The sequence below is a fragment of the Glutamicibacter sp. AGC84 genome (assembly GCF_053543575.1).
The window spans coordinates 23,981-46,792 of sequence record NZ_JBLVOC010000001.1 but is presented as its reverse complement, the minus strand read 5'-3'; the positions used below and the strand labels follow the sequence as shown (position 1 = coordinate 46,792).

26 protein-coding genes and 1 pseudogene are annotated in these 22,812 nt (G+C 60.9%); 16 read left to right on the top strand and 11 right to left on the bottom strand.

Annotated elements, in window-relative coordinates; all coding sequences use genetic code 11:
• Positions 1-8: 8 nt before the first annotated feature.
• The gene (locus tag ACNPN0_RS00295) at positions 9-599 is read right to left on the bottom strand and encodes a recombinase family protein (RefSeq protein WP_448938505.1); all 591 of its coding nucleotides are present in this window, start codon (positions 597-599) and stop codon (positions 9-11) included.
• A gap of 223 nt (positions 600-822) precedes the next feature.
• On the opposite strand from ACNPN0_RS00295, the gene ACNPN0_RS00290 reads away from it, so the two are divergent.
• Entirely contained in the window at positions 823-1,344 is a 522-nt protein-coding gene (locus ACNPN0_RS00290) for a hypothetical protein (RefSeq protein ID WP_448938504.1), read from the top strand.
• Between the two features lie 104 nt (positions 1,345-1,448).
• Here ACNPN0_RS00290 and ACNPN0_RS00285 read toward each other — a convergent pair whose 3' ends face one another.
• Both ACNPN0_RS00285 and ACNPN0_RS00280 read right to left on the bottom strand, forming a co-directional pair.
• Positions 1,449-2,000 carry a hypothetical protein gene (locus tag ACNPN0_RS00285; RefSeq protein ID WP_133833159.1) on the bottom strand — a complete coding sequence of 184 codons (552 nt, stop codon included), beginning with the start codon at positions 1,998-2,000 and terminating at the stop codon, positions 1,449-1,451.
• Between the two features lie 338 nt (positions 2,001-2,338).
• A complete protein-coding gene (locus tag ACNPN0_RS00280; RefSeq protein WP_448938503.1) occupies positions 2,339-2,908 on the bottom strand; it encodes a recombinase family protein in 570 nt (189 codons plus the stop codon).
• Between the two features lie 241 nt (positions 2,909-3,149).
• Here ACNPN0_RS00280 and ACNPN0_RS00275 point away from each other — a divergent pair, with 241 nt between their 5' ends.
• From ACNPN0_RS00275 to ACNPN0_RS00225, 11 genes and pseudogenes are all read left to right on the top strand, one after another.
• Positions 3,150-3,554: an NUDIX domain-containing protein gene (locus tag ACNPN0_RS00275; RefSeq protein ID WP_448938502.1), complete on the top strand. Its 405-nt coding sequence runs from the start codon at positions 3,150-3,152 to the stop codon at positions 3,552-3,554.
• Positions 3,555-3,751: 197 nt separating this feature from the next.
• Positions 3,752-4,216: a hypothetical protein gene (locus ACNPN0_RS00270; RefSeq protein ID WP_448938501.1), complete on the top strand. Its 465-nt coding sequence runs from the start codon at positions 3,752-3,754 to the stop codon at positions 4,214-4,216.
• Positions 4,216-4,410: a helix-turn-helix transcriptional regulator gene (locus ACNPN0_RS00265; RefSeq protein ID WP_448938500.1), complete on the top strand. Its 195-nt coding sequence runs from the start codon at positions 4,216-4,218 to the stop codon at positions 4,408-4,410. The genes ACNPN0_RS00270 and ACNPN0_RS00265 overlap by 1 nt, the downstream gene beginning before the upstream one ends.
• A 210-nt stretch (positions 4,411-4,620) precedes the next feature.
• Positions 4,621-5,034 carry a hypothetical protein gene (locus ACNPN0_RS00260; RefSeq protein ID WP_448938499.1) on the top strand — a complete coding sequence of 138 codons (414 nt, stop codon included), beginning with the start codon at positions 4,621-4,623 and terminating at the stop codon, positions 5,032-5,034.
• A 679-nt stretch (positions 5,035-5,713) separates the two neighbouring features.
• On the top strand, positions 5,714-6,073 hold the full coding sequence (locus ACNPN0_RS00255) for a hypothetical protein (protein ID WP_402735348.1): 360 nt from the start codon (positions 5,714-5,716) through the stop codon (positions 6,071-6,073).
• A 413-nt stretch (positions 6,074-6,486) separates the two neighbouring features.
• Positions 6,487-7,743 (top strand): DUF3238 domain-containing protein, encoded by a 1,257-nt coding sequence (locus ACNPN0_RS00250; RefSeq protein WP_448938819.1) that lies wholly within the window; start codon positions 6,487-6,489, stop codon positions 7,741-7,743.
• Positions 7,744-7,874: 131 nt separating this feature from the next.
• Positions 7,875-8,225: a hypothetical protein gene (locus ACNPN0_RS00245; RefSeq protein ID WP_434692411.1), complete on the top strand. Its 351-nt coding sequence runs from the start codon at positions 7,875-7,877 to the stop codon at positions 8,223-8,225.
• Positions 8,226-8,456: 231 nt separating this feature from the next.
• Positions 8,457-9,182 (top strand): EamA family transporter, encoded by a 726-nt coding sequence (locus ACNPN0_RS00240; RefSeq protein WP_434692410.1) that lies wholly within the window; start codon positions 8,457-8,459, stop codon positions 9,180-9,182.
• Positions 9,128-9,397 carry an EamA family transporter gene (locus ACNPN0_RS00235; RefSeq protein ID WP_434692407.1) on the top strand — a complete coding sequence of 90 codons (270 nt, stop codon included), beginning with the start codon at positions 9,128-9,130 and terminating at the stop codon, positions 9,395-9,397. The genes ACNPN0_RS00240 and ACNPN0_RS00235 overlap by 55 nt, the downstream gene beginning before the upstream one ends.
• A pseudogene (locus ACNPN0_RS00230) lies at positions 9,394-9,732 on the top strand (MFS transporter); the annotation flags it as partial. The gene ACNPN0_RS00235 and the pseudogene ACNPN0_RS00230, both read left to right, overlap by 4 nt.
• Entirely contained in the window at positions 9,626-10,594 is a 969-nt protein-coding gene (locus ACNPN0_RS00225) for an MFS transporter (protein ID WP_434692404.1), read from the top strand. The pseudogene ACNPN0_RS00230 and the gene ACNPN0_RS00225, both read left to right, overlap by 107 nt.
• A gap of 44 nt (positions 10,595-10,638) precedes the next feature.
• On the opposite strand, the gene ACNPN0_RS00220 is transcribed toward ACNPN0_RS00225, so the two are convergent.
• Positions 10,639-11,610, bottom strand: a complete 972-nt coding sequence (locus ACNPN0_RS00220; RefSeq protein WP_434692401.1) for a D-2-hydroxyacid dehydrogenase family protein — start codon at positions 11,608-11,610, stop codon at positions 10,639-10,641.
• Positions 11,611-11,710: 100 nt separating this feature from the next.
• Complete coding sequence (locus ACNPN0_RS00215) at positions 11,711-13,558, bottom strand: calcineurin-like phosphoesterase C-terminal domain-containing protein (protein ID WP_448937362.1); 1,848 nt, start codon at positions 13,556-13,558, stop codon at positions 11,711-11,713.
• Positions 13,559-13,737: 179 nt separating this feature from the next.
• Between ACNPN0_RS00215 and ACNPN0_RS00210 the strand changes: the two genes are divergently transcribed.
• On the top strand, positions 13,738-14,865 hold the full coding sequence (locus ACNPN0_RS00210; protein ID WP_448937363.1) for a hypothetical protein: 1,128 nt from the start codon (positions 13,738-13,740) through the stop codon (positions 14,863-14,865).
• Positions 14,866-14,914: 49 nt separating this feature from the next.
• Complete coding sequence (locus ACNPN0_RS00205; RefSeq protein WP_448937364.1) at positions 14,915-15,346, top strand: acyl-CoA thioesterase; 432 nt, start codon at positions 14,915-14,917, stop codon at positions 15,344-15,346.
• Here ACNPN0_RS00205 and ACNPN0_RS00200 read toward each other — a convergent pair.
• Positions 15,343-16,194, bottom strand: a complete 852-nt coding sequence (locus tag ACNPN0_RS00200; RefSeq protein WP_448937365.1) for a helix-turn-helix transcriptional regulator — start codon at positions 16,192-16,194, stop codon at positions 15,343-15,345. The two genes, ACNPN0_RS00205 and ACNPN0_RS00200, sit on opposite strands and share 4 nt — an antisense overlap.
• A 191-nt stretch (positions 16,195-16,385) precedes the next feature.
• Here ACNPN0_RS00200 and ACNPN0_RS00195 point away from each other — a divergent pair, with 191 nt between their 5' ends.
• Together ACNPN0_RS00195 and ACNPN0_RS00190 are read left to right on the top strand one after the other, a co-directional pair.
• A complete protein-coding gene (locus tag ACNPN0_RS00195; RefSeq protein WP_448937366.1) occupies positions 16,386-17,681 on the top strand; it encodes a benzoate/H(+) symporter BenE family transporter in 1,296 nt (431 codons plus the stop codon).
• 101 nt (positions 17,682-17,782) lie between these two features.
• A complete protein-coding gene (locus ACNPN0_RS00190; RefSeq protein ID WP_448937367.1) occupies positions 17,783-18,574 on the top strand; it encodes an aspartate dehydrogenase domain-containing protein in 792 nt (263 codons plus the stop codon).
• A 16-nt stretch (positions 18,575-18,590) separates the two neighbouring features.
• Here ACNPN0_RS00190 and pcaC read toward each other — a convergent pair whose 3' ends face one another.
• The 5 genes from pcaC to pcaH all read right to left on the bottom strand — a co-directional run bounded on the left by pcaC (position 18,591) and on the right by pcaH (position 22,761).
• Complete coding sequence (gene pcaC, locus ACNPN0_RS00185) at positions 18,591-18,998, bottom strand: 4-carboxymuconolactone decarboxylase (RefSeq protein WP_448937368.1); 408 nt, start codon at positions 18,996-18,998, stop codon at positions 18,591-18,593.
• 18 nt (positions 18,999-19,016) lie between these two features.
• Positions 19,017-19,814 carry an alpha/beta fold hydrolase gene (locus tag ACNPN0_RS00180; RefSeq protein WP_448937369.1) on the bottom strand — a complete coding sequence of 266 codons (798 nt, stop codon included), beginning with the start codon at positions 19,812-19,814 and terminating at the stop codon, positions 19,017-19,019.
• Positions 19,796-21,202 (bottom strand): lyase family protein, encoded by a 1,407-nt coding sequence (locus tag ACNPN0_RS00175; protein ID WP_448937370.1) that lies wholly within the window; start codon positions 21,200-21,202, stop codon positions 19,796-19,798. The genes ACNPN0_RS00180 and ACNPN0_RS00175 overlap by 19 nt, the downstream gene beginning before the upstream one ends.
• Positions 21,203-21,347: 145 nt before the next feature.
• On the bottom strand, positions 21,348-21,926 hold the full coding sequence (gene pcaG / locus ACNPN0_RS00170; RefSeq protein ID WP_448937371.1) for a protocatechuate 3,4-dioxygenase subunit alpha: 579 nt from the start codon (positions 21,924-21,926) through the stop codon (positions 21,348-21,350).
• 1 nt (position 21,927) lies between these two features.
• Complete coding sequence (gene pcaH, locus ACNPN0_RS00165) at positions 21,928-22,761, bottom strand: protocatechuate 3,4-dioxygenase subunit beta (protein ID WP_448937372.1); 834 nt, start codon at positions 22,759-22,761, stop codon at positions 21,928-21,930.
• Positions 22,762-22,812: the final 51 nt, after the last annotated feature.

The window sequence follows — 22,812 nt, the reverse complement described above, 5'->3', positions numbered from 1 at the left end:
TTTGTTCGCTAATTTTCCATTTTGCCCGCTCTGGAGACCGTAGAAATTTTCCTTAGAGCTCGATAGAGGGTGCTGCGGCTGACTCCCAGTACTTCGCCGATTTGCGCCACCGTCATGTCCTTCTGCTCATAGAGTCTTTTGGCGGTACGCAGTTTGTCGGGGGAGAGAGAAGTTGGCCGTCCTCCGGTGCGCCCGCGGGCTCGTGCTGCTTGTAGGCCGGCGTTGGTGCGTTCGCGGATGAGGTCTCGTTCGAACTCGGCGAGGGAAGCGAAAATGTTGAACACGAGCCGGCCGCCCGAGGAGCTGGTGTCGATATTCTCCTGCAGGGACTTGAATTCGATACCTTGTTGCTGCAGCGCATCCATGTGGTTAATCAGGTGACGGATGGAGCGGCCAAGCCGGTCGAGGCGCCAGACTACCAGAGTGTCGCCGGGGCGGATCTGGTCCAGGAGGTTATCGAGCTCGGGGCGTGACTCGAGCGCGCCGGATGCGGTGTCGGTGAAGATCCGATAGCACCCTGCTGCACTGAGTGCATCGAGTTGAAGTTGTGCGTCTTGATCCGTAGTGGAGACTCTGGCGTATCCGAGTAGGTGTCCCATGACTCTAAATGTATCAATACTCGTGAAATGTCAGATGTTTCGACGCATAGTTTGTGACACTGTGTTTTGCGACGAAAAGACCCGTAAAATCTGTTGAATTTTCAACTGTTAGGAAAATTCTGAAAAGTCACGCGTCGAGTGTGTCAGAAACGACCGTTTTTGGTGTCCCGAATGAGGAACCTCTAAGGGCCATGTCTCAATTCTTGCGAGGTAAGCTCACACTATGTCCGAGACTGACCTCTTGTTGGAATTGAATCCCACTCCTGGCACCGTCGTGAAGCTCGTCAAGAAATTGGTCGACGAGCCTTGGCCACGGTCTGATCAAGAACGCGAAAATCTATTCGCGCGTGTTGGATTCATATCAGGGGGCCGGTACGAGCTAGAGAACGAAGAATCACCCCACCAGATGAATGAGCTGGATATATGTGTCGGCGGACAAGTGCTTGGTTCATGGGACACGTATAACCGTAAGTTCCTAGGTGTAACAATCCACCTCTACAGCACTCAAGAATCCGGTGCACCAGCAGTTCAAAACGGATTCAACGAACTACGTATCCAACTCACCGATCTCTTTGGAAAACCAGAACATCCGTGGGACAACGAAGAGACGCCACCCTGGATTTGGGAGGCCAACGGCCGGACGATCATTACACACTTCTTCAACCGTCGGGACAGCACTGTGATGTTGAGCGTAGAAGGTACAGCTCTGGCTGCCGTTGCAGAAGCTGATGCAACTTCCGGCTGAGCAATTGTCGTTTTCCAAAGCCGTCTCCACTGAGATCCGATGACCGCCAGCTGAACCCTAACTGGGATCGCGTTAGCAGGCCTCTACCACCAGCGCGCACGTACCTATTTATTCCACAGTCTCATGAACCGGTTGCGTAGTCGATCAAGCCATATTGCGGCCTCAGGTTCCTGCCGACGCCACCTGGATCGCGCGATGAACCTTTCCGCGTCTATTAGCGCGGTATCGTACTGGACACGGTTGAATACCAATAGCTGAGGGAAGAGTGATTCTGGATCGTTAGCATCGGGCTCGTCGTCGTTTTCATCGTCATCTCCGGCCCAGTGAGGTCGTCTCCAGGTGACTGTGTCGGCTGTCATCTCGACCTCGACCGCAAGATTGCCGCAATCCATATCGCCGCACGCCCTGCAGACTGTGATTTCTAGTTCTTCTCCCGAAAGCCTCTCATCGCGGTCGCCGTACGCCCCGCGATAATCAGTCAACCATTGGTGTACTGCTGCGCGCGAGAAACGGCGTGCAAACGGAGAAACCCCCCAATGTCGTTGAATATCGACTATATCGATGACCGCGGTCCCGTCGATGACAAGGTCCACGGCTTGATCAGCGGAGTTCCATCGCGCCATGATCGATGATACGGGGATGCGTGGCGTGTCCATTTCGCCAGTATGGCACAGTCCGAATCATGTTAATCGCTGAAGCGCGCCCCGCGCTTTATTCGAACCTACAAGCTTTTTCTTTCGCACCTGCAACAGTCACACCGTCCCGTAGGGGTCTGTCCGGCATGGCGTTTTGGACAGTTCTTTAGGGGGTGTTTTTATGCGAACACCCACTCTGACTATGACTGTCAGATTCCGAAGTTGGCTGCACATGAGCCGTTGAAATTCCGGGCTTGTGCAGTCGACTATGGACATAAAAATTTCAGAAGTCGACTGCACGGAGTCGGTTTTTGATCAATAGTCCTCTGCACTATCCTGCACAGAGGGAATGTGCGGCCCTAACTGGCTGTTTCACCCGCGCGTTTAATAGCGCGGTAAACAGTGGATCTAGCCACTGAGAAGAGTTCGGCAAGTTCTGCCGTCGTATGGGTCCCCGCGTGGTGAAGCGCGACTAAGTGGGTTTCTTGTTTCTTGGAGAGTTTGGGCTGTTTGCCGCGCAGTTTGCCCTTTGCTTTGGCAACGGCCATGCCCTCGCGGGTACGCGCCCTGATTAGATCTGCCTCAAATTCGGCAACCATGGCTAAGACATTGAAGAGTAACTTGCCTACAGGGTCGGTGGGGTCATGGATAGATCCGCCGATGCTGAGCTTCACCTCACGGCGGGTGAGTTCGTCAACGATGTCTTTTGCGTCGCGTAATGAGCGTGCCAGCCGGTCTAGTTTAGTGACCACCAGCGTATCCCCATTGCGGCAGGCGGCCAATGCTTCGCTGAGTCCTGGCCGTGCTCTATTGGTGCCGGTGAATATCTTCTCAGGAGGCACGCCCGAGGCCATGAGCGCGTTCTTTTGAGCTGTGAGGTCTTGGTCGTTAGTGGATACGCGCGCGTATCCGATCAGGAGTCCGGTCATGATTTGGAGTGTACCGTTTAGGGCCCCTTCACCGGGCATTTTATCGGGCGGGGTATACGGGAATCTAGCAATCGCTGAAACTCGCCAAATTTATTAGTGTCCGAAGTCGTCTGTAGTTGTACCGGTGAACGACCGTCATACGGGATAGACGTGACCAGCTCCCAAAATTACCTCACTCATCCCTCTCAGAGCGGTCGTATCCTTGTAATTCAATTCGTAACGACATCTGTAGACTCATCTCATGGGAGAGCCTATGAAACACTATGTGTCCTGCGGATTGCTCGTACGCTCGGGGAGGGTATTTCTTGTGCACCGCTCCCCTTCAAAGGCCAAATATCCGGATGTCTGGGATCTTCCAGGAGGCCATGTTGAAGAGTCCGCGAACGGTCGACAAGCGATTGTGCGTGAACTTCGCGAAGAGTTAAACGTAGAAATAGTCCCGCCAAACACGGAAGACCTACTTGCCACTCGTCAGGAAGAAAATCTCTTCCTAGAAATTTGGCGGGTCTCTGAATGGGACGGCGAGATCATCAACGCTGCACCCGAGGAACATGACGATTTCGGGTGGTTCACCTTGGATGAGGCAATCAGTTTGGATCTGGCCAACGACGAGTATCAAGCTCTTTTCAAACAGGTGCTCGCCTGATTTCTGCCCCGAAGAGGGTTCCCCTTGCGGTCGTTTCTCTAGGGGACTGGCTTACGGGACCGTCGGTGAGACGGGGGATCGGAAGGAGCGATCTTCCGCATAGAGACAAGCTCCTTTGACGTAAAGCTCCTTTGTCAGTAAAGTATGTTTTACAGTAGTGGCTCCGTCAGGGCCTTGTTTTAGAGAGGGTGGATGAAATGAACGCCAACGAGGTTTCACAGACCCGCTGGGGGAAAGCGCGCTTTGGCGGCAGCTCTGCAGCCTTAATAGGTGTCTCGCTTGGGATAGGCATCTTTGTCTCAGCAAGCCTAGGCTGGGGCTTCTCGTTGCTCGGTAACGCGGAGCGCCCGGTGCTCGTTTTTGCCCTTATGGCCATTGGTACCCTGCCAGCAAGTGCAGCGCTCGGATGGGTACTCCTTATTGACCGATCAACACTTTCTGGTGTAGTCAAAAGGCCAGACGACTCCATCGAATCCGCTTGGTATGAAAAAGCTGCAAGTGGCGCTTTCGGAGACATTCTCCTTGTTGGCGGGCTCGGCGCTGCAGTGTTCGCGTTCATGAAGATCGAAGCTCCTGTTAGTTGGTGCCTCTCCGCCATGGTCCTTTTCGCCATGCTCGACATCGCAGCACGTTACCTCTGGCAGAAGAAGTCGGCTTCATAGTGCAGAACACACTCCCTCAGCGCCGTAAAGATTTGGGATGGTCTCAACAGCGCCTGGCCGACGAACTCGGGGTGTCCCGTCAAACCATCATTTCTATTGAAAAAGGGCACTACGATCCTTCATTGCCGGTTGCTTTCAGAATCGCAGCTGCCTTTCAATGCAGCATTGAGGATCTATTTACGCCTAGCACGTAAACCAATCAGCAACAAGGCATTGTCCCGCAGTGGGTTCCCTTGCGGACGCGCAATTAGTCCGTAGACGGACCGTCTTGCGGAATGGTCGTCATTTGCTCAGTCGCAAATAAAGTAGTGCGCGACCTCGTTTAGGACGACGAAAGCTCCCGTTACTTCATGCAACTCGAAACTCATGGGGCGAGCCGATGGCAAGGCTGGGATACTGATCCAATGGACCACTACACGCGACGGATACCAGGTAGCCCACTTAGTCCGCACGAGCGCATCTTGCTGCAGCGCTTGTGCTCAGGAGACTGGCCTGGAGCAAAACAAGCACGCCAACAGGCGGTTCATGCGCATTGGGGCGGACTCCAGTTCGATGATTGCGAGGATTTCCTTATTGAAATTTCCGAAGGTCTGAATCTGGAGAAGATTCCCCCGCATCCAGGTGGGCCATTTGCGAGCCTCGAGGTTTACGAAGATGAAGTTCTCCTGGGGCATCTGGATCTCTGGGCGCCAGACGGGGTCCTTCACTCGGTGGACTACATGACCTTCGACGCTCCAGATAGGCTGCTTCCCGCCGTCGAACAGCTCGGTTCGGTACCTTTTGCATCCTGGCTCGACGCAGACGCTACCGACGAGTGATCGTGGGAATACGCCATCACGAGGCTACAATCTAGGTTGCTCTACTAACGAAGACGCCTTAGCGATCGTCTTAAACTTTTCAAGAGAATGACAGATCAATATTTGGCATTATTTAGTGTCCCGCAGAGGGTTCCTCTTGCGGTATACCGCAAACGATCGTTTTTTGTGACTGTTAGCTTGATTTGACGGTTTTCTCCCAGCTAATAATGGCGGTTCAACTGATTCCGATAACGAGGGGAACCGCCACCACCGAGGCCGTGCACGGGCCGTGATATTCTCACTGCAACGTATCGATGCAAGGTGAGGTGCGGGCGGTCAGCCAGGGTCCCGCCGTCCACAGGTGGTCAGGGGGCTAGATTACGAACCCGACGACGATTCTTCGACGCCCTGTGGGGCGTCTTTTTCATTGGAACCTGAATCGGTCTGCGCGGCAGGCTTCGGCCCAGTTTTACGTGTGGAGCGGCGACGGGCGCGAACTTTTTTGTCCGGCTCGGCGTAGTCGATTTTTCGCGACTCCTCGACTGACCAACCGGCCGTTCTTGCAGCGTTGAAAGCTTTGACGTCCTCGCGCTCAGCATCACCAACTCGCTTTGCAATTTAGGCTTGAAGCTCGACAAGTTCTCGGGCCGTCTGATTGCGCACATCTGTGAGACTCTGGCGAGCTTAACGGCTGATGGCAATGGCAGAACAGGACGAGCGTCGGGCCGAGGAATCCCGGGCTGCTGCCGAACATGAGCCGGTCCCCGAGGGGCGCGTGCGTGCCGTTGCCGAAGCTGAGCAGCGCGAAGCACAGGCGGACCGTGCCCGAGAGGACGGGCGCACCGTTTACGACAGCGCCGAGCGCAGTGCAGGCACTGCCCAGAGCTTCGAAGTTCAGGGTATTGACCGCGAGGTGGTGGCCACGCGCATGCGGGCAGACGTCAGTCAGGGCAAGCCTGCCACCGAGGCCGTCAAGGGCGCCGGGAAGGCCAAGACCCCTAAGGCCCGTAGGGCCCGCGGTCATGGCACCCAAGTCCAACGAGCGGGCCTGGATCGGTGAGAACAGAAACGATTTGCAAAAAATTTTTGGGGCAGTGCCTGTTAGGTACTGCCCCAAAATATTTATCGTCTTACTGGTAGCTTCAGATGTTCATAGGTGTAGGCAGAACCTTCATTATCATTCTGTTTCTAGATAATCCAAGTCCATTGAATGTACTTCAATTAAGATTTCAAGTTTCGAGCTCTCTGGAATCATTGAATTTATGAAGAAGCTCATCTACTGGATACCTGCTAGGCGGCTGTTTCCTTCAAAGTCATAAAGCAGTAATTCATGCTTCTTGATATAAGGTCAAGCCAAAAAGGGGAGGGCCTATGAACAGCTCTGTGCATCGAACGAAAACAGTTGTCTGGGGTGTGACGATGTCTCTAATGCTAGGGGCAATCGCAGGACCGGCATTCGGGGCGGAGCGGCTAGTGGCACCATCAACTGCTACCGACTCAGATCAGAATGCTCTGAACAGTGCGATACCAGGGATAGGAGTGGGGACTCCTGCTCCTCTTCCGTTTAATTTTTCGGATCTCGGCGCAATGACCGTTGCTAAATCAAGCATCAGTCTGAAAGATCCAGCTGGTCAAAATATTGCTTTAAAAAAGATCGATGGAGACGGTTCAGGGGAAGACTTCTATGAAGGCTTGACGAAGAATGGCAAAAAAGTAGAAGTTCAAGTGCTGTCTGAAACACAGACCGCACCATTGGCAGATCCGGAGACCCTTGGAAGCCCCGCTGACCCCATTGACGAGGTCCCAGTTTCCGGCGAGTCAGATGGCTATGAGGTGGAGGCGACCTCGAAAGTTGTCTCCGCGGCTGACTTCAAACCGGTGCTTGCTATCGCTAGTACGGCCACAACTGTGACCATTGCAGCTCCAGCCGGAACCGCAGTAAAAGATGTAATTTCTTACGATTCCTCTGGCATCGTGGTGGCTATGCCAGCGAACAAAACTGAAAATAGTAACGGCTCCATCACGCTTCCTCGCGCTGAAGCGGCTGCAATGTTTGGTGTGGAGACCGAACAGGGAGACGAAACGACCCAACTGACGATTCCTATTGCCACTCCCGCGGCTGCGAAAAAGAATCAATGGACCGAGTTCTACTACACGACGTTTATTCCTGAGAAGTATGTAGATGTCCCTGGGGCATGCAAGGTCACTTCAAATAGCTGGAACGTTACGAAGCACAACGGCAACAACAGGTCATGGAAGAATCTGAAGAACGGAGCAGCCTACGAATCCTATAAAACCGTAGCTGGCATCAAAGTCGACTGGTCTCGTGGCAAGGTCTATAACGTTGCGCAGGTTTCCGTTTCCAAGGGTTACGACAAATCAGGAAACCTTAAGAAAAAGAAGCAGGCAAGCGCACGGGGTATCAAGACTGAAGAGATGCAGCGATCATCCAGTTACGTCTACTGGAGGATGCGTCATCAAGTTTCTAACCCTTTATGCCCCGGGGCGGGAGCGATCCGCTACACGGGCGCTGTGAAAATGTACCGGTCCGGAACGATGAAAGTTAGTTTCAACCGAGTTCAGGTCCCGAACCATGAAATGTATGCACGCACCAACCTCCGTGGGAACTGGACCAACATCCATAGGCTCAAGCGGAAAGCTTTCGCTTGCTTAGCTCTCCCTTGCGGAAATAATGCATACGCCCGAACTGTGAAATTGAAGATCAATTGAACTACAGCTAGAAATAATATTTTGAAAGGTCTTACGAGTTGGAAAATTGCGTTAAGGAACGACTTACATCACAGATGATATCGCTGCCGATATTTATTCTCATTGCATTCACTGTTGATCTGATCTCATACATGTCTGAAGCTACGACGCTAGGGTACACGACGTTGTGGGCTGGCATTCTTGTTCCTTTTACTGCCATTTTGATCTTTGCCACCGTACCGACCTTGATCAAGAAAACTCGATCCGTAGTACGTGATCTGATCGGTGTCTTTCTCGGCGCGACACTGTTTGGCGTAATTGCCAGTCTTCCCGTCTGGAGTTCGACAGCAGGACAAAGTGATGTTGCTCAGGGAGACTACGCATCAGGCGTGATGCTGTCACCGTTTTTGGGATTGATCGTCGTAGCGATCTTTGCTGTTTCCTCGGGATTTTTTGAATACCTATTGCACCGACGTATTCGGACCCGCAGCACGAAAAGGTAGATCATTCGGTAAGGGTAAGCCGAACCAGGCAGCCACTGAACTACAGCTTTATGGCGGCCAGTCGGCTGATGTTATCGGGCCGGAAGCCGGACCAGTGATCCTCCCCCGTGCCGTCCTCCGCAACGCACACCGGAGCCTCGCTGCAATTCCATTCATCTATCGTGGCACACGATTGTTGCCATGAAAACTATGTGTTGGACTGATTGATGAGTTCACCGTGATAGTTGAAGCATGATCACAACTACGGCTCCTTCACCTGCGCATATGATGAGTTCTCGTGCCGGCACTACCCTGCTGACGGCGTTGGCTCCGGCCGTCTGGGGCACAACATATTTGGTGACGACGGAACTGCTTCCCCCGGGGCACCCGATGTTCGCCGCGCTCGTTCGCTCGTTGCCGGCAGGGATCATCGGACTGCTTTTGGTACGGCAGCTCCCTCGCGGTGTCTGGTGGTGGAAAGCCGCCGTGCTCGGCTTCTTGAACGTCGGACTCTTCTTTCCACTTCTGTTCGTGGCCGCGGGTCGGCTCCCGGGAGGAGTGGCCGCGACCCTCGGGGCCGTGCAACCGCTTGTCGTTGCAATTCTCGCAGTGCTGATCCTGAGGCAAAGCCCCTCCGGATGGCAGTTGGCTTGGGCTGTCGCCGGTGTTCTGGGCGTAGGGCTTGTAGTCCTCGGACCCGCCGCCAGGCTTGATCCAGTAGGAATTCTTGCTGGATTGGACGGATGCCTCGCCATGGGCCTTGGCCTGGTCTTGGCCAAACGGTGGGGCCGGCCTGCAGGTCTCGGGGCGATGGGTTTCGCCAGTTGGCAACTGACTGCCGGTGGCCTCGTATTGCTGATGCCGACAATGCTGCTTGAAGGATTCCCCAACAGCGTGCCGGCTTCGGGCTTTGCCGGATATCTGTGGCTCGGGCTCGTAGGCGGACTGCTGGCCTACCCCTTTGGTTCCGTGGCCTAGGGCGTCTTCCGGTCACTTCCACGGCCCTTTTAGGGATGCTTTCCCCGCTGGTTGCAGCGGCGCTCGGGGTGGGCCTTGGAGGGGAATCGCTCAACGCCGGCCAGCTCCTTGGCTTCTCGCTGGCGGTGGCTGCACTGGCCGCGGGGCAATTCACTATCCGATTACCACGTTTCAGCAATCCCTTCGCCCTTCAATCTCGGAATGATGCCCAATGACAACAACGTCACCGATCAGTTACCAGCCGTTCCAAGCGAGAGCCCGCCTTCCGTGGGGTGCACTCCTGGCCCTGTCCTCAGCGGGGTTCCTGGCAATATTTACAGAAACCATGCCGGCCGGGTTACTGCCGCAGTTGGCTTCAGGGCTCGGGACTTCACCTGCAGGCGCTGGCCAGCTGGTCACCCTATACGCAGTCGGTTCGCTCCTCGCTGCCATTCCGCTGATTTTTGCGACCCGTCGCATGGACCGGAAGAAGGTCCTGCTCTGCGCAGTACTGGGACTTGTACTTTTCAACACCGTTACAGCACTGGCTCCGTGGTATCCGCTGGTGCTCCTTGCCCCGGTTTGCTGCTGGTGCGGCAGCGGCTCTCATTTGGGGCGTCATGTCCGGGTACGCGAGAAGCCTCGTTATCGAATCCTTGCAGGGACGTGCGCTGACCATCGCAGGGCTAGGCCAACCGATCGCCTTGGCGCTCGGGGTCCCATTGGGAGCTTGGGCTGGATCAATCGTTGACTGGCGATGGGTATTTCTGGGCATCTCGGTCGCGGCACTTGCCTTGTTTTTCTGGATCCTTGTTTCTTTGCCCCCAATTGCTGGGCGGCCAGAAACGCGCAAGCCGTCGTTAGGCAGCGTACTGCGGATTCGCGGAGTTCGCATGGTCCTGTTCGTGGCCCTGTTCTGGGTGCTGGCCCACAACGTGCTCTATACCTACATCGCACCTGTGCTATCTCCCAGTGGCCTGAACCTCGACTTGGGCTTGCTGCTATTCGGGGTGGCATCCTTCGCCGGAATCACCATCACAGGACTCGTCATTGACCGTGCCATGAGGGTCCTGATTCTCGGTTGCCTGTCTGTGATGGGAATTGCCGGTTTGGTGTTGGCGCATCCTGAACTGGGCAGCTTGGCGGCTGCCACCGCGATAATCCTATGGGGGATCGGATTCGGAGGAGCGCCGGTGCTCTTGCAAACCTGCCTGGCAGATCGCGCCGGCAAAAATACCGACGTGGCCCAATCCTTATTCGTGACCGTATTCAACCTCGCGGTGGCTGGCGGAGGATTGGCAGGCGGCGTCGTTCTTGCCCTCGGCGGATCCAGCGAAACACAGGCGTGGACGGTGCTCGTCCTCATGGTGATCACTGTGGCAACGGTGGTGGTTGCCAAGCGGACGTTCGCTCCAGGCCGCCGCACCGAATAGGCGGGCCCGGCAGCCGTTCAGCAGTGTGCAGCGTCCCCGGGTACCTAGGCCAGCACCCGGATCGTTGCGCCGCTAGCCCACGCGCGGATGTCTTCCACCGCGTCGCGGTAGAACATCTCGAACTGCTCGATGGTCACATAGCCGATATGCGGGGTGGCAATCACGCCCCGGGTAGCGGCCAGCCGGTCCTTGGCCGGCAGCGGTTCCACGTCGAAGACATCCACCGCTGCCAGGTGCAGCTGCCGGCTGTCCAGCGCGTCGATGAGCGCGTCGGTCTGCACGATCCTGCTGCGCGAGGTGTTGACCAGGATGGAATCGGGACGCATCCAAGCCAGCTGCTTGGGTCCGATGACCCCGGTGCTGCGCTCCGAGAGCTTCAGGTGCACGGTCACGATGTCGCTGGTGGAGAACAGCTCGGCTTCGGAGACCAGCTCTACGCCCACTTCGGTGGCGCGGGCCTTGGTGAGATTCTGGCTGTAGGCGATGACCCGCATGCCGAAGGCCAAGCCGACCTTCGCAACCTTCGCTCCCAGATTCCCCAGGCCGTAGACGCCCAGGGTCTTGCCGGACAGGCCCAGTCCGAAAGTGGTCTGCCAGCCCGAGCCAGCCGCCAGCGGGCGGTCCGCGGAAAACAGCTCCACGTCCAGTCGGCGCGCGGCGCTGAGGATCAGCGCCCAGGTGTGCTCGGCGGCATCGGTAGCCACGTAGCCGGTGTGGCTGACCACGATGCCCTGGTTCTTGGCAGCCTGCAGGTCGATGGATCCGTTGCGGCGGCCGGTGGTGACCAGCAGCTTCAGGTTGGGCAGGGCATTGAGCCGGGCGGCCGGGAAAGGCGTGCGTTCGCGCATGGCGACGATGGCGTCGAAGGGCTGCAGCGCCTGGACGACGGTGCTGTCCTCGTGGCCCAGGTGCTCGGTGAAGACCGTGACTTCAGCGTCCAGGGCGGCGGCGAGGCCGTCGAAATCGGCCAGCGAGCGGGCCACGTTGTGGTAATCATCCAGGATTGCAATGCGCATGGCTTCATCCTAGGCACCTGCAGCCGATGCTGTCCCACTGCGGGCGTAACAAAAAGCTGGTGCCTGCATCATCATGCAGGCACCAGCTCGAAGGATGACGCTACCCGATGACCGTGAAATCCAATTCCTCGGTGAAAGAACGCCCATGCACGTCGGTGGCAGTCACCGTGGCGGTGTGCGCCCCGGCGGAGAGATCATCTGGCAGTTCCAAGCGCCACAGGTGGCTGGTCTTCTCGGCGAAGCCGCCACCATGGACGAATTGCTCGGCGATGGCCGCCGGATCCGAGTACTCGGCGCCTGACAGCGGGCGTTCGCCGGCCATTTTCTGCGTCCGCTCGGCCGCAACCGGGTCCTGGCCGTCGATGGAGACCTCGACAGCGGAGCCGGTGCTGCCCATCCAGAAGTTCGTGGTCAGCCAGGTGTCCTCGGCCAGTCCCTGCCGGCTCACCGCCAGCGGGTCATCCAGGGCCGGAACCGTGCCGCGCTCCTTTTCCAGATTCTCCTCGTACCACTGCCGGTACGCCGGGGTGTTCAAGCCCAGGGACATCTGCTTGCTGGCATCCCCGCCGGTCACGGTGAAGCGCTCGGTGATCTTGGTGTTCTTGATGTCCAAGGTGAGCACTCCCGGAGGGGTCCCGTCGCGCTGGATGGAAGTCGGGTAGCCGTTCTCGGTAACCCGTCCGTCATACCACTGCCCGGAAATGGCCGGGACAGTCAGGTGCGTGAACGGCAGGCCTGCCTCGCCGACCTCGTCGCGCCAGCCATCCATCAGGTCCCCGGCGCGCAGGTTCTCGGACATGTGGGTGTGCCCGCCCAGGGAAACGACCTCGCGTCCTTCCAGCAGCTCGTAGATCTCCCGGACCTGCTTGGTGGAATGCTCGTCGCTGTAGAAGAACTCCAGCAGGGGGCTGTGCCCGGCCAGGACGATGGCCTTGTTCTTGGGAACCTCGGCCAGGTCCGCGCGCAGCCACTGCAGCTGGCGCTTGCCCAGATCGTAGGTGTAGTCGCTCTTCTTGGCCGGAACCGCAGTCGGGTAATCGATGGTGCTCAGGGCGATGACGTGAGTCTTGCCCGTGTCGTAGGAGTAGTACTCCGGACCGAACTGGGCGCGGAAGGAATCGTACTCGTGCTGCCCGTCCAGCGAGTCGTAGTCGATGTCGTGGTTTCCCGGCAGGAACCGGGCCGGACCGTTGAGCATGGAGGACAGTTCGCGGGTCTGATGGAAGAAGGTCAGGTCATCGCCCACGAGGTCGCCGATGAACAAGGCGCCGCAGCCGGTGTAGTCGGTGCGGGCCGCCAGATCGGCGAAAGCGCCTTCCCTGGCGTACTCGACTTCCTGCTGGGTGTAGGTCTGCACATCGGCACCGATGACGCAGCTCTGCTCGGGCGATTGCGTGGCGCTGCTGGCCACCAGCGGGAAGTTGACCGCCTCGGGCAGCGGCCCGGTCGGGGCGATGCCGTCGTACTTCAGGTCCGGGGAGCCTTCAGGCAGGTGGGTGTAGAAGAATTGGGCGACGTTGTCGTCGTCGACCGGAACCTGGAAGCCCCGGGGCTGGGTGACGAACGCGGTCATGTTGTTGTAGGCCGGAAGTTCGTAGCGTCCCTGCCCATCGGTGGCCACGACGTCGCGGCCGTTGGAAACCGTGACGTTCGGTAGGCCAGGCTCGTTGGCATCCTGCGTGGAGTTCTTGTTGCGATCCTCGAAGACCACTCCGTCGAGCGTCTCTTGCGCGGTGCCGCTGCGGCCAGTTCCTGCCGGGATCACCTCGACTGACCCGCGGTAGGCCGAGGAGCTCCAGTCCGCGGCGGACTTGGCGGCAGGCACTGCCTTGAGTTCCGGGGTGGCGCCGATGAATGCGGTGGAAGCTGCAATGGCAACTAGGCTTCCGGCGGTGAGATGCAGTGGGGTGAGATGATTGGTTTTGCCGGGTCGAGCGAAGATTTTCACGAACGTTCCTCCGGGTGGGGACAATCTGCCGGCCCCTTGGCCGGCCGTCTTCCACGGTGCCAATGGCAGGTGAATTGCAACCCCTGCTCAGGTAATGTCTAATAATCGATCCCGTAAATAGTTATCGACTGTCTTGGCGGGATTTACTGTTTTCGAACCAGTGAAATGAAGTGGCGCGGATGGAACTAGTGCAGGCGCTCATGGCAGGCGCGCGCGGGCGCAGGATGCTGTGGGAGTTCGCCACTGCCAGCGAAGAGAAGCTGCTACCGGCGTTCGGGGAGCATCCGCTGCATGCGGCGATGTTCTACGCCGCGTATCGCGTAGCGGTCGAACGCGGCGAAAGCGTTGGCCTGTTTGGCGCGGATGAATCCAGCATGCCCGAAACCAGCGTCCAGCAGATCGCCCGGCACCTTGACGGCACCACCCTGGGGCCGGTCACCGCAGCGCTGTTGCAGCAAGCGCTGGTCCGCTCGGTCGACAGTGCCCGCTATTGGCAGGAACCGGATGGGGAAGACACCCTGCTGGCGTTGCCGGAACTGGCCGCGCCGCTTGAGCGCGTGGCCCGGCATCTGGCGGACAGCGGGCTCGCGGCGGGGTGGCTGGACCCCGTGGATCTGCGCAACCAATTCCAGGTCGAATTCGACCAGCATGACCCGCAGGGCAGGACGCAAGCTCCCGGCAGCAATGCCCTGGGCCTACTGCAGGAGTGGAGGGCCGGCATCCTGGCGACCGAAGCCCGCGATGCCGCCGAAATGAGTAGCACCCCGCTGGGCAGCTTCAGCGGGGAATGGTGGTCCAAGCCCAGCAGCCGCCTGCCCTCCACTACCGGTGTGTTCCCAGACCGGGAGCCAGTGGGCCTGAGCTGCGTGGAAGACGGTTTTGGGTGGGAGCAAGCCAGCGTCAGGTTCACGAGCGTGCCTCCCGCAGCCAAGGTGCTGGAGATCGCCACGGCCGAGGACTGGATACGGCTCTGCCGCGAGGACGGCATCGAGGTCACCGCGCACAAGCGCCATGACTGGTACCTGGCCACCGGACGCGACGGCGCATGGAAGATCCCCGACTGGCTGGCCGTGGCGCGCGATTACGACGGGGTGCATCTGGGCATCGGTGCCTATCTGGCGCTCGCCGGGCAGTGCCTCGACATCGATGAAGAATACGCCAGCGTGATTGCCGGGTGGGACCCGGACCAGGCGTTCTGGTTCACCGAAGAGCTGCGGTGCTACGGGCCGGCCCGGGAATGGATCTGCCTGGACGCCAACAACGAGGATGCACGGTGGTTGCCTGCTGGCAATGACCCAAGTTCATGAGCCGTCACGGGCGCAGTAGCCAGCCCGGGTTTCTGGTGCAATGGGTTCCATGAGTGAAACGACAAACGATGAACTGGCCGCGGCTACCGAAGTCATCTTGCAGCTGCGCTGGTCGGACCAGGACGCCCTGGGCCATGTGAACAATGCGCGCATCGTGACCCTGATGGAAGAAGCCCGGATCCGCTGGACGCGCGAGGACGGGATAACAGGCCGATTCGAATTCGGCACCGTCGTGGCATCCATCCAGATCGACTACCTGCGCCCGCTGTACTACCAGCCCGAGATGCTCATCCGCATGGGCATCAGCCGGCTGGGCAACAAGTCCTTCACCGTGCGGGGCATCGGCTACCAGGATGGGCAGCCGGTGTTCGACTCGACCACGGTCATGGTGCCGCTGGCAGCCGATGGCGTCTCGTCGCGGCCGCTCAACGAGCTGGAGCGCAGCTGGCTCGGCAAATCGCTGATCCCAGCACGCAGCTAGGCTTCGGGCACCGGTCCCTGGCCGTTGAGCAGCACGGCCAGATCGCGCAGCTTCGCTTCGGAGTCCGAGCCTGGCTCGGTGGTGTAGATGAACAGGGTCTGGTCCGGTGCCCCGGTCACGTCCAAGGCCTCGTAGTTGACCTCCAGATAGCCCATCTGGGGATGGTTGAACCGCTTGATCCCGTCCCGCCGCTCGACCACCCGGTGATCGGCCCACCAGGTGCGGAATTCTTCGCTGTTCATGGACAGCTCTCCGACCAGCTGCGCGAGCAGCGGATCATGCGGATGGCGCCCGGCATCCAGGCGCAAGGTGCCGACCATCGAGGCGGCGATCTGCTCCCAGTCGGCGTAGCGCTGCCTGGCTTCGGGATCCAGGAAGGCCCAGCGGATCAGGCTGCGGTGGCGCACCGGCTTGGCCAAGAAGTCGGTGAGCAGGCTGGCGGCCAGCGCATTCATGCCCAGCACCTCGGTACGCCGTCCGCGGATGAAGGCCGGATGCCCGGTGAAGGAATCCAGCAGCTGATGCAATGAGGGGCGTACCCGCTGGATGCTGCTCGACGGGTTGTTGCGCCCGGAACCGGAGACCGAGCGGGCCAGATTGAACAAATGCCCGGCCGCCGTCTCATCCAGTTCCAGGGCCTTGGCCAACGCGCCGAGCACGGATTCGGAAGGGCGCTTGTGCCGGCCCTGTTCCAGCCGGGTGTAGTAGTCGGTGCTCACGCCCGCCAAGACCGCAACCTCTTCGCGGCGCAGGCCAGGCACGCGTCGCCGGGGACCGCCATCGCCTGCCGGGCTGACCAGGGCCCGCCGTGCCTTGAGGAATTCGCCGAGCTCGGTATTGGAATTCATCCCTGCATTCCTTTCATCCGCGGGCCGCATCGCCCCGGTCTTATCCTAGCCCTGCGTGCAGTGGCAGCCAGCAGCCCGAACTATCCTAGGACTGCCATACCCCGGATCAATGCGCCACGTCCCACGGCCCCTGGAGCCGTGCAATGGTGGTGGACTATTAATGCCACTGCCACCATCGCCCAGGAGCGCACATGCCCAAACCCGCCGATAACCTGCCCACCCGCGAATCGGCTCCAGCAGCTGCGCGAGCACCACGCGAACCGCTGCTGGAGCGGGCCGAGCAGCGGCCTGCCGGAATTCGCGACCTGCTGCGCGACGTGGGCGGGGTGTATGCCAGCAATGGCGTGATCGGGCTGGTTTTCTCCGCTTCGGGCCCCATCGCGGTCACCCTTGCGGTGGGTGCCGCTGGCGGGCTGTCCCCGGCCGAGATGGCTTCCTGGGTCTGCGGGATCTTCCTCTCCGCCGGGTTGGCGACCATCGTGATGTCCCTGCTCTACCGCCAGCCGCTGGGATTCGCCTGGTCCATCCCCGGCACGGTGCTGCTGGGTCCTTCGCTGCAGCACCTGTCCTTCCCCGAAGTGGTCGGGGCGTTCTTCGTCTCCGGGGTGCTGGTCCTGGCCTTGGGCGCTACCGGGGTGGTGCGCCGGATCATGGCGGCCATACCCATGCCGATTGTGATGGCCATGGTGGCCGCGGTCTTCTTGCGCTTCGGCACCGACATCGTCTCGTCCACCCAAGCCAACCCGGTGGTGGCCGGGCCCATGGTGCTGGTCTTCGTCCTGCTCGCTGCGGTGCCGGCATTGGGCAGAAGAATTCCCCCGGTGCTGGGCACGCTGATCGCCGGGGTCATCGCGGTGGCGGCCAGCGGCCAGTTCGCGTTGGACGCAGCTGGCGGGCCCGTGCTGGCCACCCCGGTGTTCACCGCTCCGGAATTCACCTGGGCTGCGCAGCTGGAACTGATGGTGCCGTTGGCCATCACCGTGCTGATCGTGCAGAACGGCCAGGGTGTCGCGGTGCTGCGCTCTGCCGGGCACCGGCCCCCGGTCAATGCCTTTGCGCTGGTCTCGGGCGGGTTCTCGATCCTGAACGCCTGCTTCGGCGCGGTGTCCGCCTGCGTTACCGGGCCAACCAACGCGTTGCTCACATCATCTGGCGAAAAGCACCGCCAGTACACCGCAGCGGTGGTCTATGGCTTACTGTCCCTGCTCTTCGCCCTGTTCGCTCCAACGCTGACGCGCTTCATGCTGGCCACCCCGGAGGCTTTCGTGCTGGCCTTGGGAGGCATCGCCATGCTCAAGGCCCTGCAGCAGGCCTTTGTGACGGCCTTCGCCACCAAATTCACCCTGGGCGCCCTCGTGACGTTCGTGGTAACCATTTCCGGCCTGGACCTGTTCAACATCCATGCCGCCTTCTGGGGCATCCTCATCGGATATGGCGCCTCCCGGCTCATGGAACGCACGGACCATTCATCCGCTTCCGGGCACTAGCGGCAATGGACCGCACCCTGGCCAGCTGGCAGTTCGTGCCGAGCCTGCGAGCTGGCCTAAGCTGGCGGTAGCTTACATCGATCTTTTCGGACAGGACGGGCATGGCCACGGGCAGCATGTATCGGGTGGGAGTACTGGGCCACGGGGCGATCGGCTCCGTGGTGGCAGAGCAGCTGGCAGCCGGGACGGTGCACGGTGCCCAGCTCGAAGGGGTGATCCTGCGCCGTCCGCAAGCCGGGCTGGAGCATGAGCAGCTGAGTTGGGAGGCGGCCCTGGAGCGCTGCGACCTGGTGGTCGAATGCGCGGGCCAGCAAGCCCTGCGCGAGAATGCGGTGCGCATCCTGGCCTGCGGGGTTGACCTGCTGGCCAGTTCCATGGGAGCGCTGGCTGACCCGGAGTTCGCCGCGCAAGTGCAGGCCGCCGGACCGGGACGCTTTTCCAGCACCGCCGGGGCCATCGGCGGATTGGACCTGCTGGGCGCGGCTGCCCGGATGGGCGGCATCGACCAGGTGCTGGTGACTACGCGCAAGCTGCCGGCCACCTTGGTGCAGCCGTGGATGGATGCGCAGCGGCGCTGTGAATTGGAGCAGGCCGCCGGACCGGTAGAGGTATTTCGCGGTCCAGCCGCGGCAGCGGCCCAGGACTTCCCGAAGTCATTGAATGTGGCGGCGGCGGTGGCGTTGGCTGTGGGGGATTGGGATGCGGTGACAGCCAGATTGATCGCCGACCCGGAGGCAGGCCTGACCGAGCACCGCATCGAGGCGCGCGGCCCAGCCGGCGAGTACAGCTTCTCGATCAAGAACCACCCCTCGCCACGCAACCCGCGCACCAGCGGCATCGTCCCGTGGGCCCTGCTGCACTCGATCCGGCAAGCCGCGGCGGCGCGCCGCTAGCGGCGCGGCGTCACCGCTATTGGCCTTCGGCTGCCTCGTACTCCTCCAGCACCTTCTTGCCGATCTTGAACGCCACGTTCGCTGCCGGAACGGAGCAGTAGATGGCGCACTGCAAGAAGACTTCCTTGATTTCTTCGGGAGCCATGCCATTGCGCAGGGCCGCGTGCACATGCATTTCCAGTTCTTCCCAGTAGCCGCCGGCGATCATTGCGGTGAGCGTGATGGCGCTGCGGGTAGTGCGCGGCAGGCCGTCGCGGGTCCAGATGGTGCCCCATGCGTAGCGGGTGATCATTTCCTGGAATTCGTCGGTGAACTCATTCGAGTTCGTAGTGGAACGCTCAACGTGCTCGTTGCCCAGCACCTGGCGGCGTACCTCCATGCCGGCATCGTAGGTATCGCCGGGAAGGCGCGGTGAATCAGCCATTTCTGCAGGTCCTCGCTACTAGTTGGCCAGCAAGAACTCGGCCAGCAAGGCCGCGGTCTCTTCGGGCGCTTCGGCCGGGGCCAGATGGGCGGCCGAATCGATGACCGCCATGGTTCCGCGGGGTGCATTTTCGGCGATGAACTCCGCGTCTGCCGGAGGGCACACCTGATCCTGTGCGCCGTTGATGGCAATGATCGGGTCGCTGGTTGAAGCCAGCTGCCCGCGCACGTCGAATCCTGCCAAGGCGCCGCAGGCGTGGGCGTAGGCGAAGCGGTCAGCGTCCTGCAGGCTGTGCAGCAGCTCGGTGCTGATCACCGGCTCCTTCTCGATGAATCCCGGTGCGAACCAGCGCTCGGCAGAACCGGCGACCATGGTCGGGGTGCCGGCCTTGGCGACCAGCTCGGCACGGTCGGCCCACCCTTCGGGGGTGCCGATCTTCGCCGCAGAGCAGATGGAGGACAACGCGTCGAAGAAGCCGGCGTGGTCCACGGCCAGCTGCAGGGCGGTGGCACCGCCGACCGACACTCCGGCGTAGTACAGCTTGCTGCCCCCGGAGATGACGCCGTCGGCACGCAGCGCCTCGACGGCCTTGGTGACGCCGGTAGCCAGTTCGGCCAGCGAGAAGGCCTCGGTGGACGGCTTGCTTTCACCGTGCCCCGGAAGGTCCCAGGCGAGGACCTGGAACTTGTCCTTGAGGTACGGCAAGGCCGGGGCCCACAGCGGCAGGGCCGCGGTGCCCAGCGAGGGGCCGACGATGAGGGTGGGAAGTGCCTTGTCGGTGTGCAGCAAGGAGGGGGTTAGTTGCGGGACTGCCATGATTCCTTCCGTGCCGAGTAATCGGCGAGTACGGTTTCGGTGAAGCGATCCGCGGCACCGAGGTAGCCAGCTGGATCAAATAATTCGTAGAGGTCCTGGTCGTTCAAGTCATGCACGGAGATTTCCAGGCGCAGCAGATCGCGCAGGGAAATGCCCTCGTCGAGGCTGCGGCGCACCAAGGCCTGGATGGCCGGTTTTCCGCCGACCACCAGGTCAGCCAGGGCGGCAGCGAGGCGCTCGGAGAGCACGGCATCTCCGCCCAGGGCGAGGTTCCGCTCGATGGCAGCGCGATCCACTCCCAGGCCGTTGGCCAGGAACGAAGCGTGGAATGCCGCCCCTGATGCCAGCCGGGCCAGTTCGCGCAGGGCACTCCATTCGGCGTGCCAGCCGCCATCGGGGCGTTCATCCACCGCGGTGCCGGCAGCAGTGAACAGGGTGGAGAGCAACCCGGGGGCGCTGAACGCCGCATTGCGCAGCAGTACCGAGCGCACCGGGTTCTGCTTCTGCGGCATGGCCGAGGAGCCGCCCTTGCCGGCCTCGCGCGGTTCGGACAGCTCGCCGATTTCCGGACGGGAGGCGGTGAGCACATCAGCGCCCAGGGTCCCCAGCGCGGCAATGGCCGCACCCAGTGCGGAGCCAAGCTGGAGAATCGGCATGCGGTTGGTGTGCCAGGGCGTTCCCGGATCCTCCAGGCCCAGCAGGGCCGCCAGGTCCGAGGACAGCGACTGGCTTGTGGCCGTTGTCTCCGGCTGGCCGGAGAGCAGCTGCTCCAAGGAGGCAAGCGTGCCCACCGCACCGCCCCACTGCAAGCGCAGCTGCCGCGCCGCGGCATCCAGCTGCTGCTCGGCATCCAGCACGGCCGAGAGCCAGCTGGCTGCTTTCCAGCCCAAGGTGGTGGGCAACGCATGCTGGGTCAGCGAGCGGGCAATGCACACGGTCCCGCGGTGGGCCTGCGCCAGGGCAGCCAACCCGCCAGCGGTGCTGCGCAGATCTGCCAGCGTGAGCGTGAGCGTCTTGGACAGAACCAGCATCAACGCGGTGTCGATGATGTCCTGGCTGGTGGCACCGCGGTGCAACGCGGTGCCCGCAGTGTCCGCGGCCCCGTCGTGCTTGAGCAGGCCGCGCATCATGCCCAGCAGCGGGATGAGCGCATTGGCCCCATCCGGTGTCCTGGAGGCCAGCAAGGCCAGGTCGTAGCGGTCCACGCTGGCCACCTCGCGCACGGCCTGCGCATCCTGGACGCTGCACAGGCCGGCATCCGCCTGGACCTGCACCCATCCGGCTTCGGCATCCAGCATGGCTTGGACGAAAGACGCATCGCTGGCCAGGGACGCGGCCGCAGTTCCTGCCCAGGCGGGGGCCAGCACGCCGTAGTCTGCGCCATCCATTCGGTGCCTCGATTCTTAGCTGTTGAGCGTATAAGCCGTCTATCTAGAACTGTAGTGCCCGGCAACGGGCAACACCCCGCCGGGTGCTCCAACGCCCGTAACAGTGCGGGCACTGGGGCAATCCAGCGGGGTGTGGCGGTGGCAACTAGCTCTCGCGCGGGTAGGAGAGGAACACCGTTTCGTTCTCGCCTTGCAGGCGGATATCGAAGCGCAGCGAGCCGTCGTCTTCGCGAGCAGCAATCAGCGTTGCGCGTTCTGCTTCGCCCAGCGATGACAGCAACGGATCACTAGCCAGCGCTTCGGTGTCCTCCGGCAGGTAGATGCGGGTGAACAGGCGATTGAGCAGGCCGCGGGCGAAAACCGCGAGCATGATGAACGGGGCCTTGCCCTCTTCGGTAGCGCCCGGGTTCACGGTGGTGAAGGTGTAGTGCCCGGCGTTATCCACCGCCGCCCGTCCCCACCCGGTGAAGGTGTAGCCGTCGCGGACCAGCGAGCCATCGCGGGAAACGACATTGCCGTTCTCGTCGGCCTGCCAGATTTCCAGCAGGGCGTCCGGAATGGCCTCGCCGTTGCCGTCATAGACCATCCCGTGCAGGCGCACCGAGCGGGGATGGGCCTGGCTGGCCAGCTCATTGCCCTTCTCATAGGGCAACGCGTAGCCGTAGAACGGGCCGATGGTCTGCCCCGGTGTGGGGGCCAGCTTCAGTTCTGGTGCCTGAGCCATGCTAGTGGTCTCCCTCTTCATCTTCCATCCAGGTGCGGTTGGAGCCGGTGAGTACGATGTCCCAGTTGTAGCCGGTAGCCCATTCATGGGACGTCAGCGAATGGTCGTAGCTGGCGACCAGGCGGTCGCGCGCTTCCTTGTCGGTGATCGCCTGGTAGATCGGGTCGAGGCTGAACAGCGGGTCGCCCGGGAAGTACATCTGGGTGATCATGCGCTGGGTGAAGTCGGTGCCGAACAGCGAGAAATGGATGTGCGCCGGGCGCCAGGCGTTGTGGTGGTTCTTCCACGGGTAGGGTGCCGGCTTGATGGTGGTGAAGGAGTATTCGCCGTTCGGGCCGGTGATGGCGCGTCCCACGCCGGTGAAGTTCGGATCGATCGGGGCCGGATGCTGGTCGCGCTTGTGGATGTAGCGTCCGGCGGCGTTGGCCTGCCAGATTTCTACCAGCTGCCCGGCCACCGGGCGGCCGTCGCCATCGAGCACGCGGCCGGCGACCACAATGCGCTCGCCGATCGGCTCGCCGTTGTGCTGGATGGTCAGATCCGATTCCAGCGCGTGCACGTCGCGCTGGCCGAAGGCCGGGGAGTGCAGCTCAATGGTTTCCGGGTCCACGTGGCGCAGGTTCTTGGTCGGGTGGCGCAGCAGCGAGGAACGGTAGGGCGCGAAGTCGATGCGCGGCTGGGTCTCGGCTTTCTTGCCCTCGGCCACCGACTGGCGGTAGGCCGCATGGATATCGGCGATTTCCTGGCTGATGGATTCTTGCGAGAGCGTCGTGGCTGCGGGGTCCAGCACGGGGGAATCGCTGAACGACTCGTTAGCTGTGGTTTCGGTGCTCACTGCGTGCTCCTTTCGAAGGGGGGGCGTACGGGCGTGGTGGAGGAAATGCTT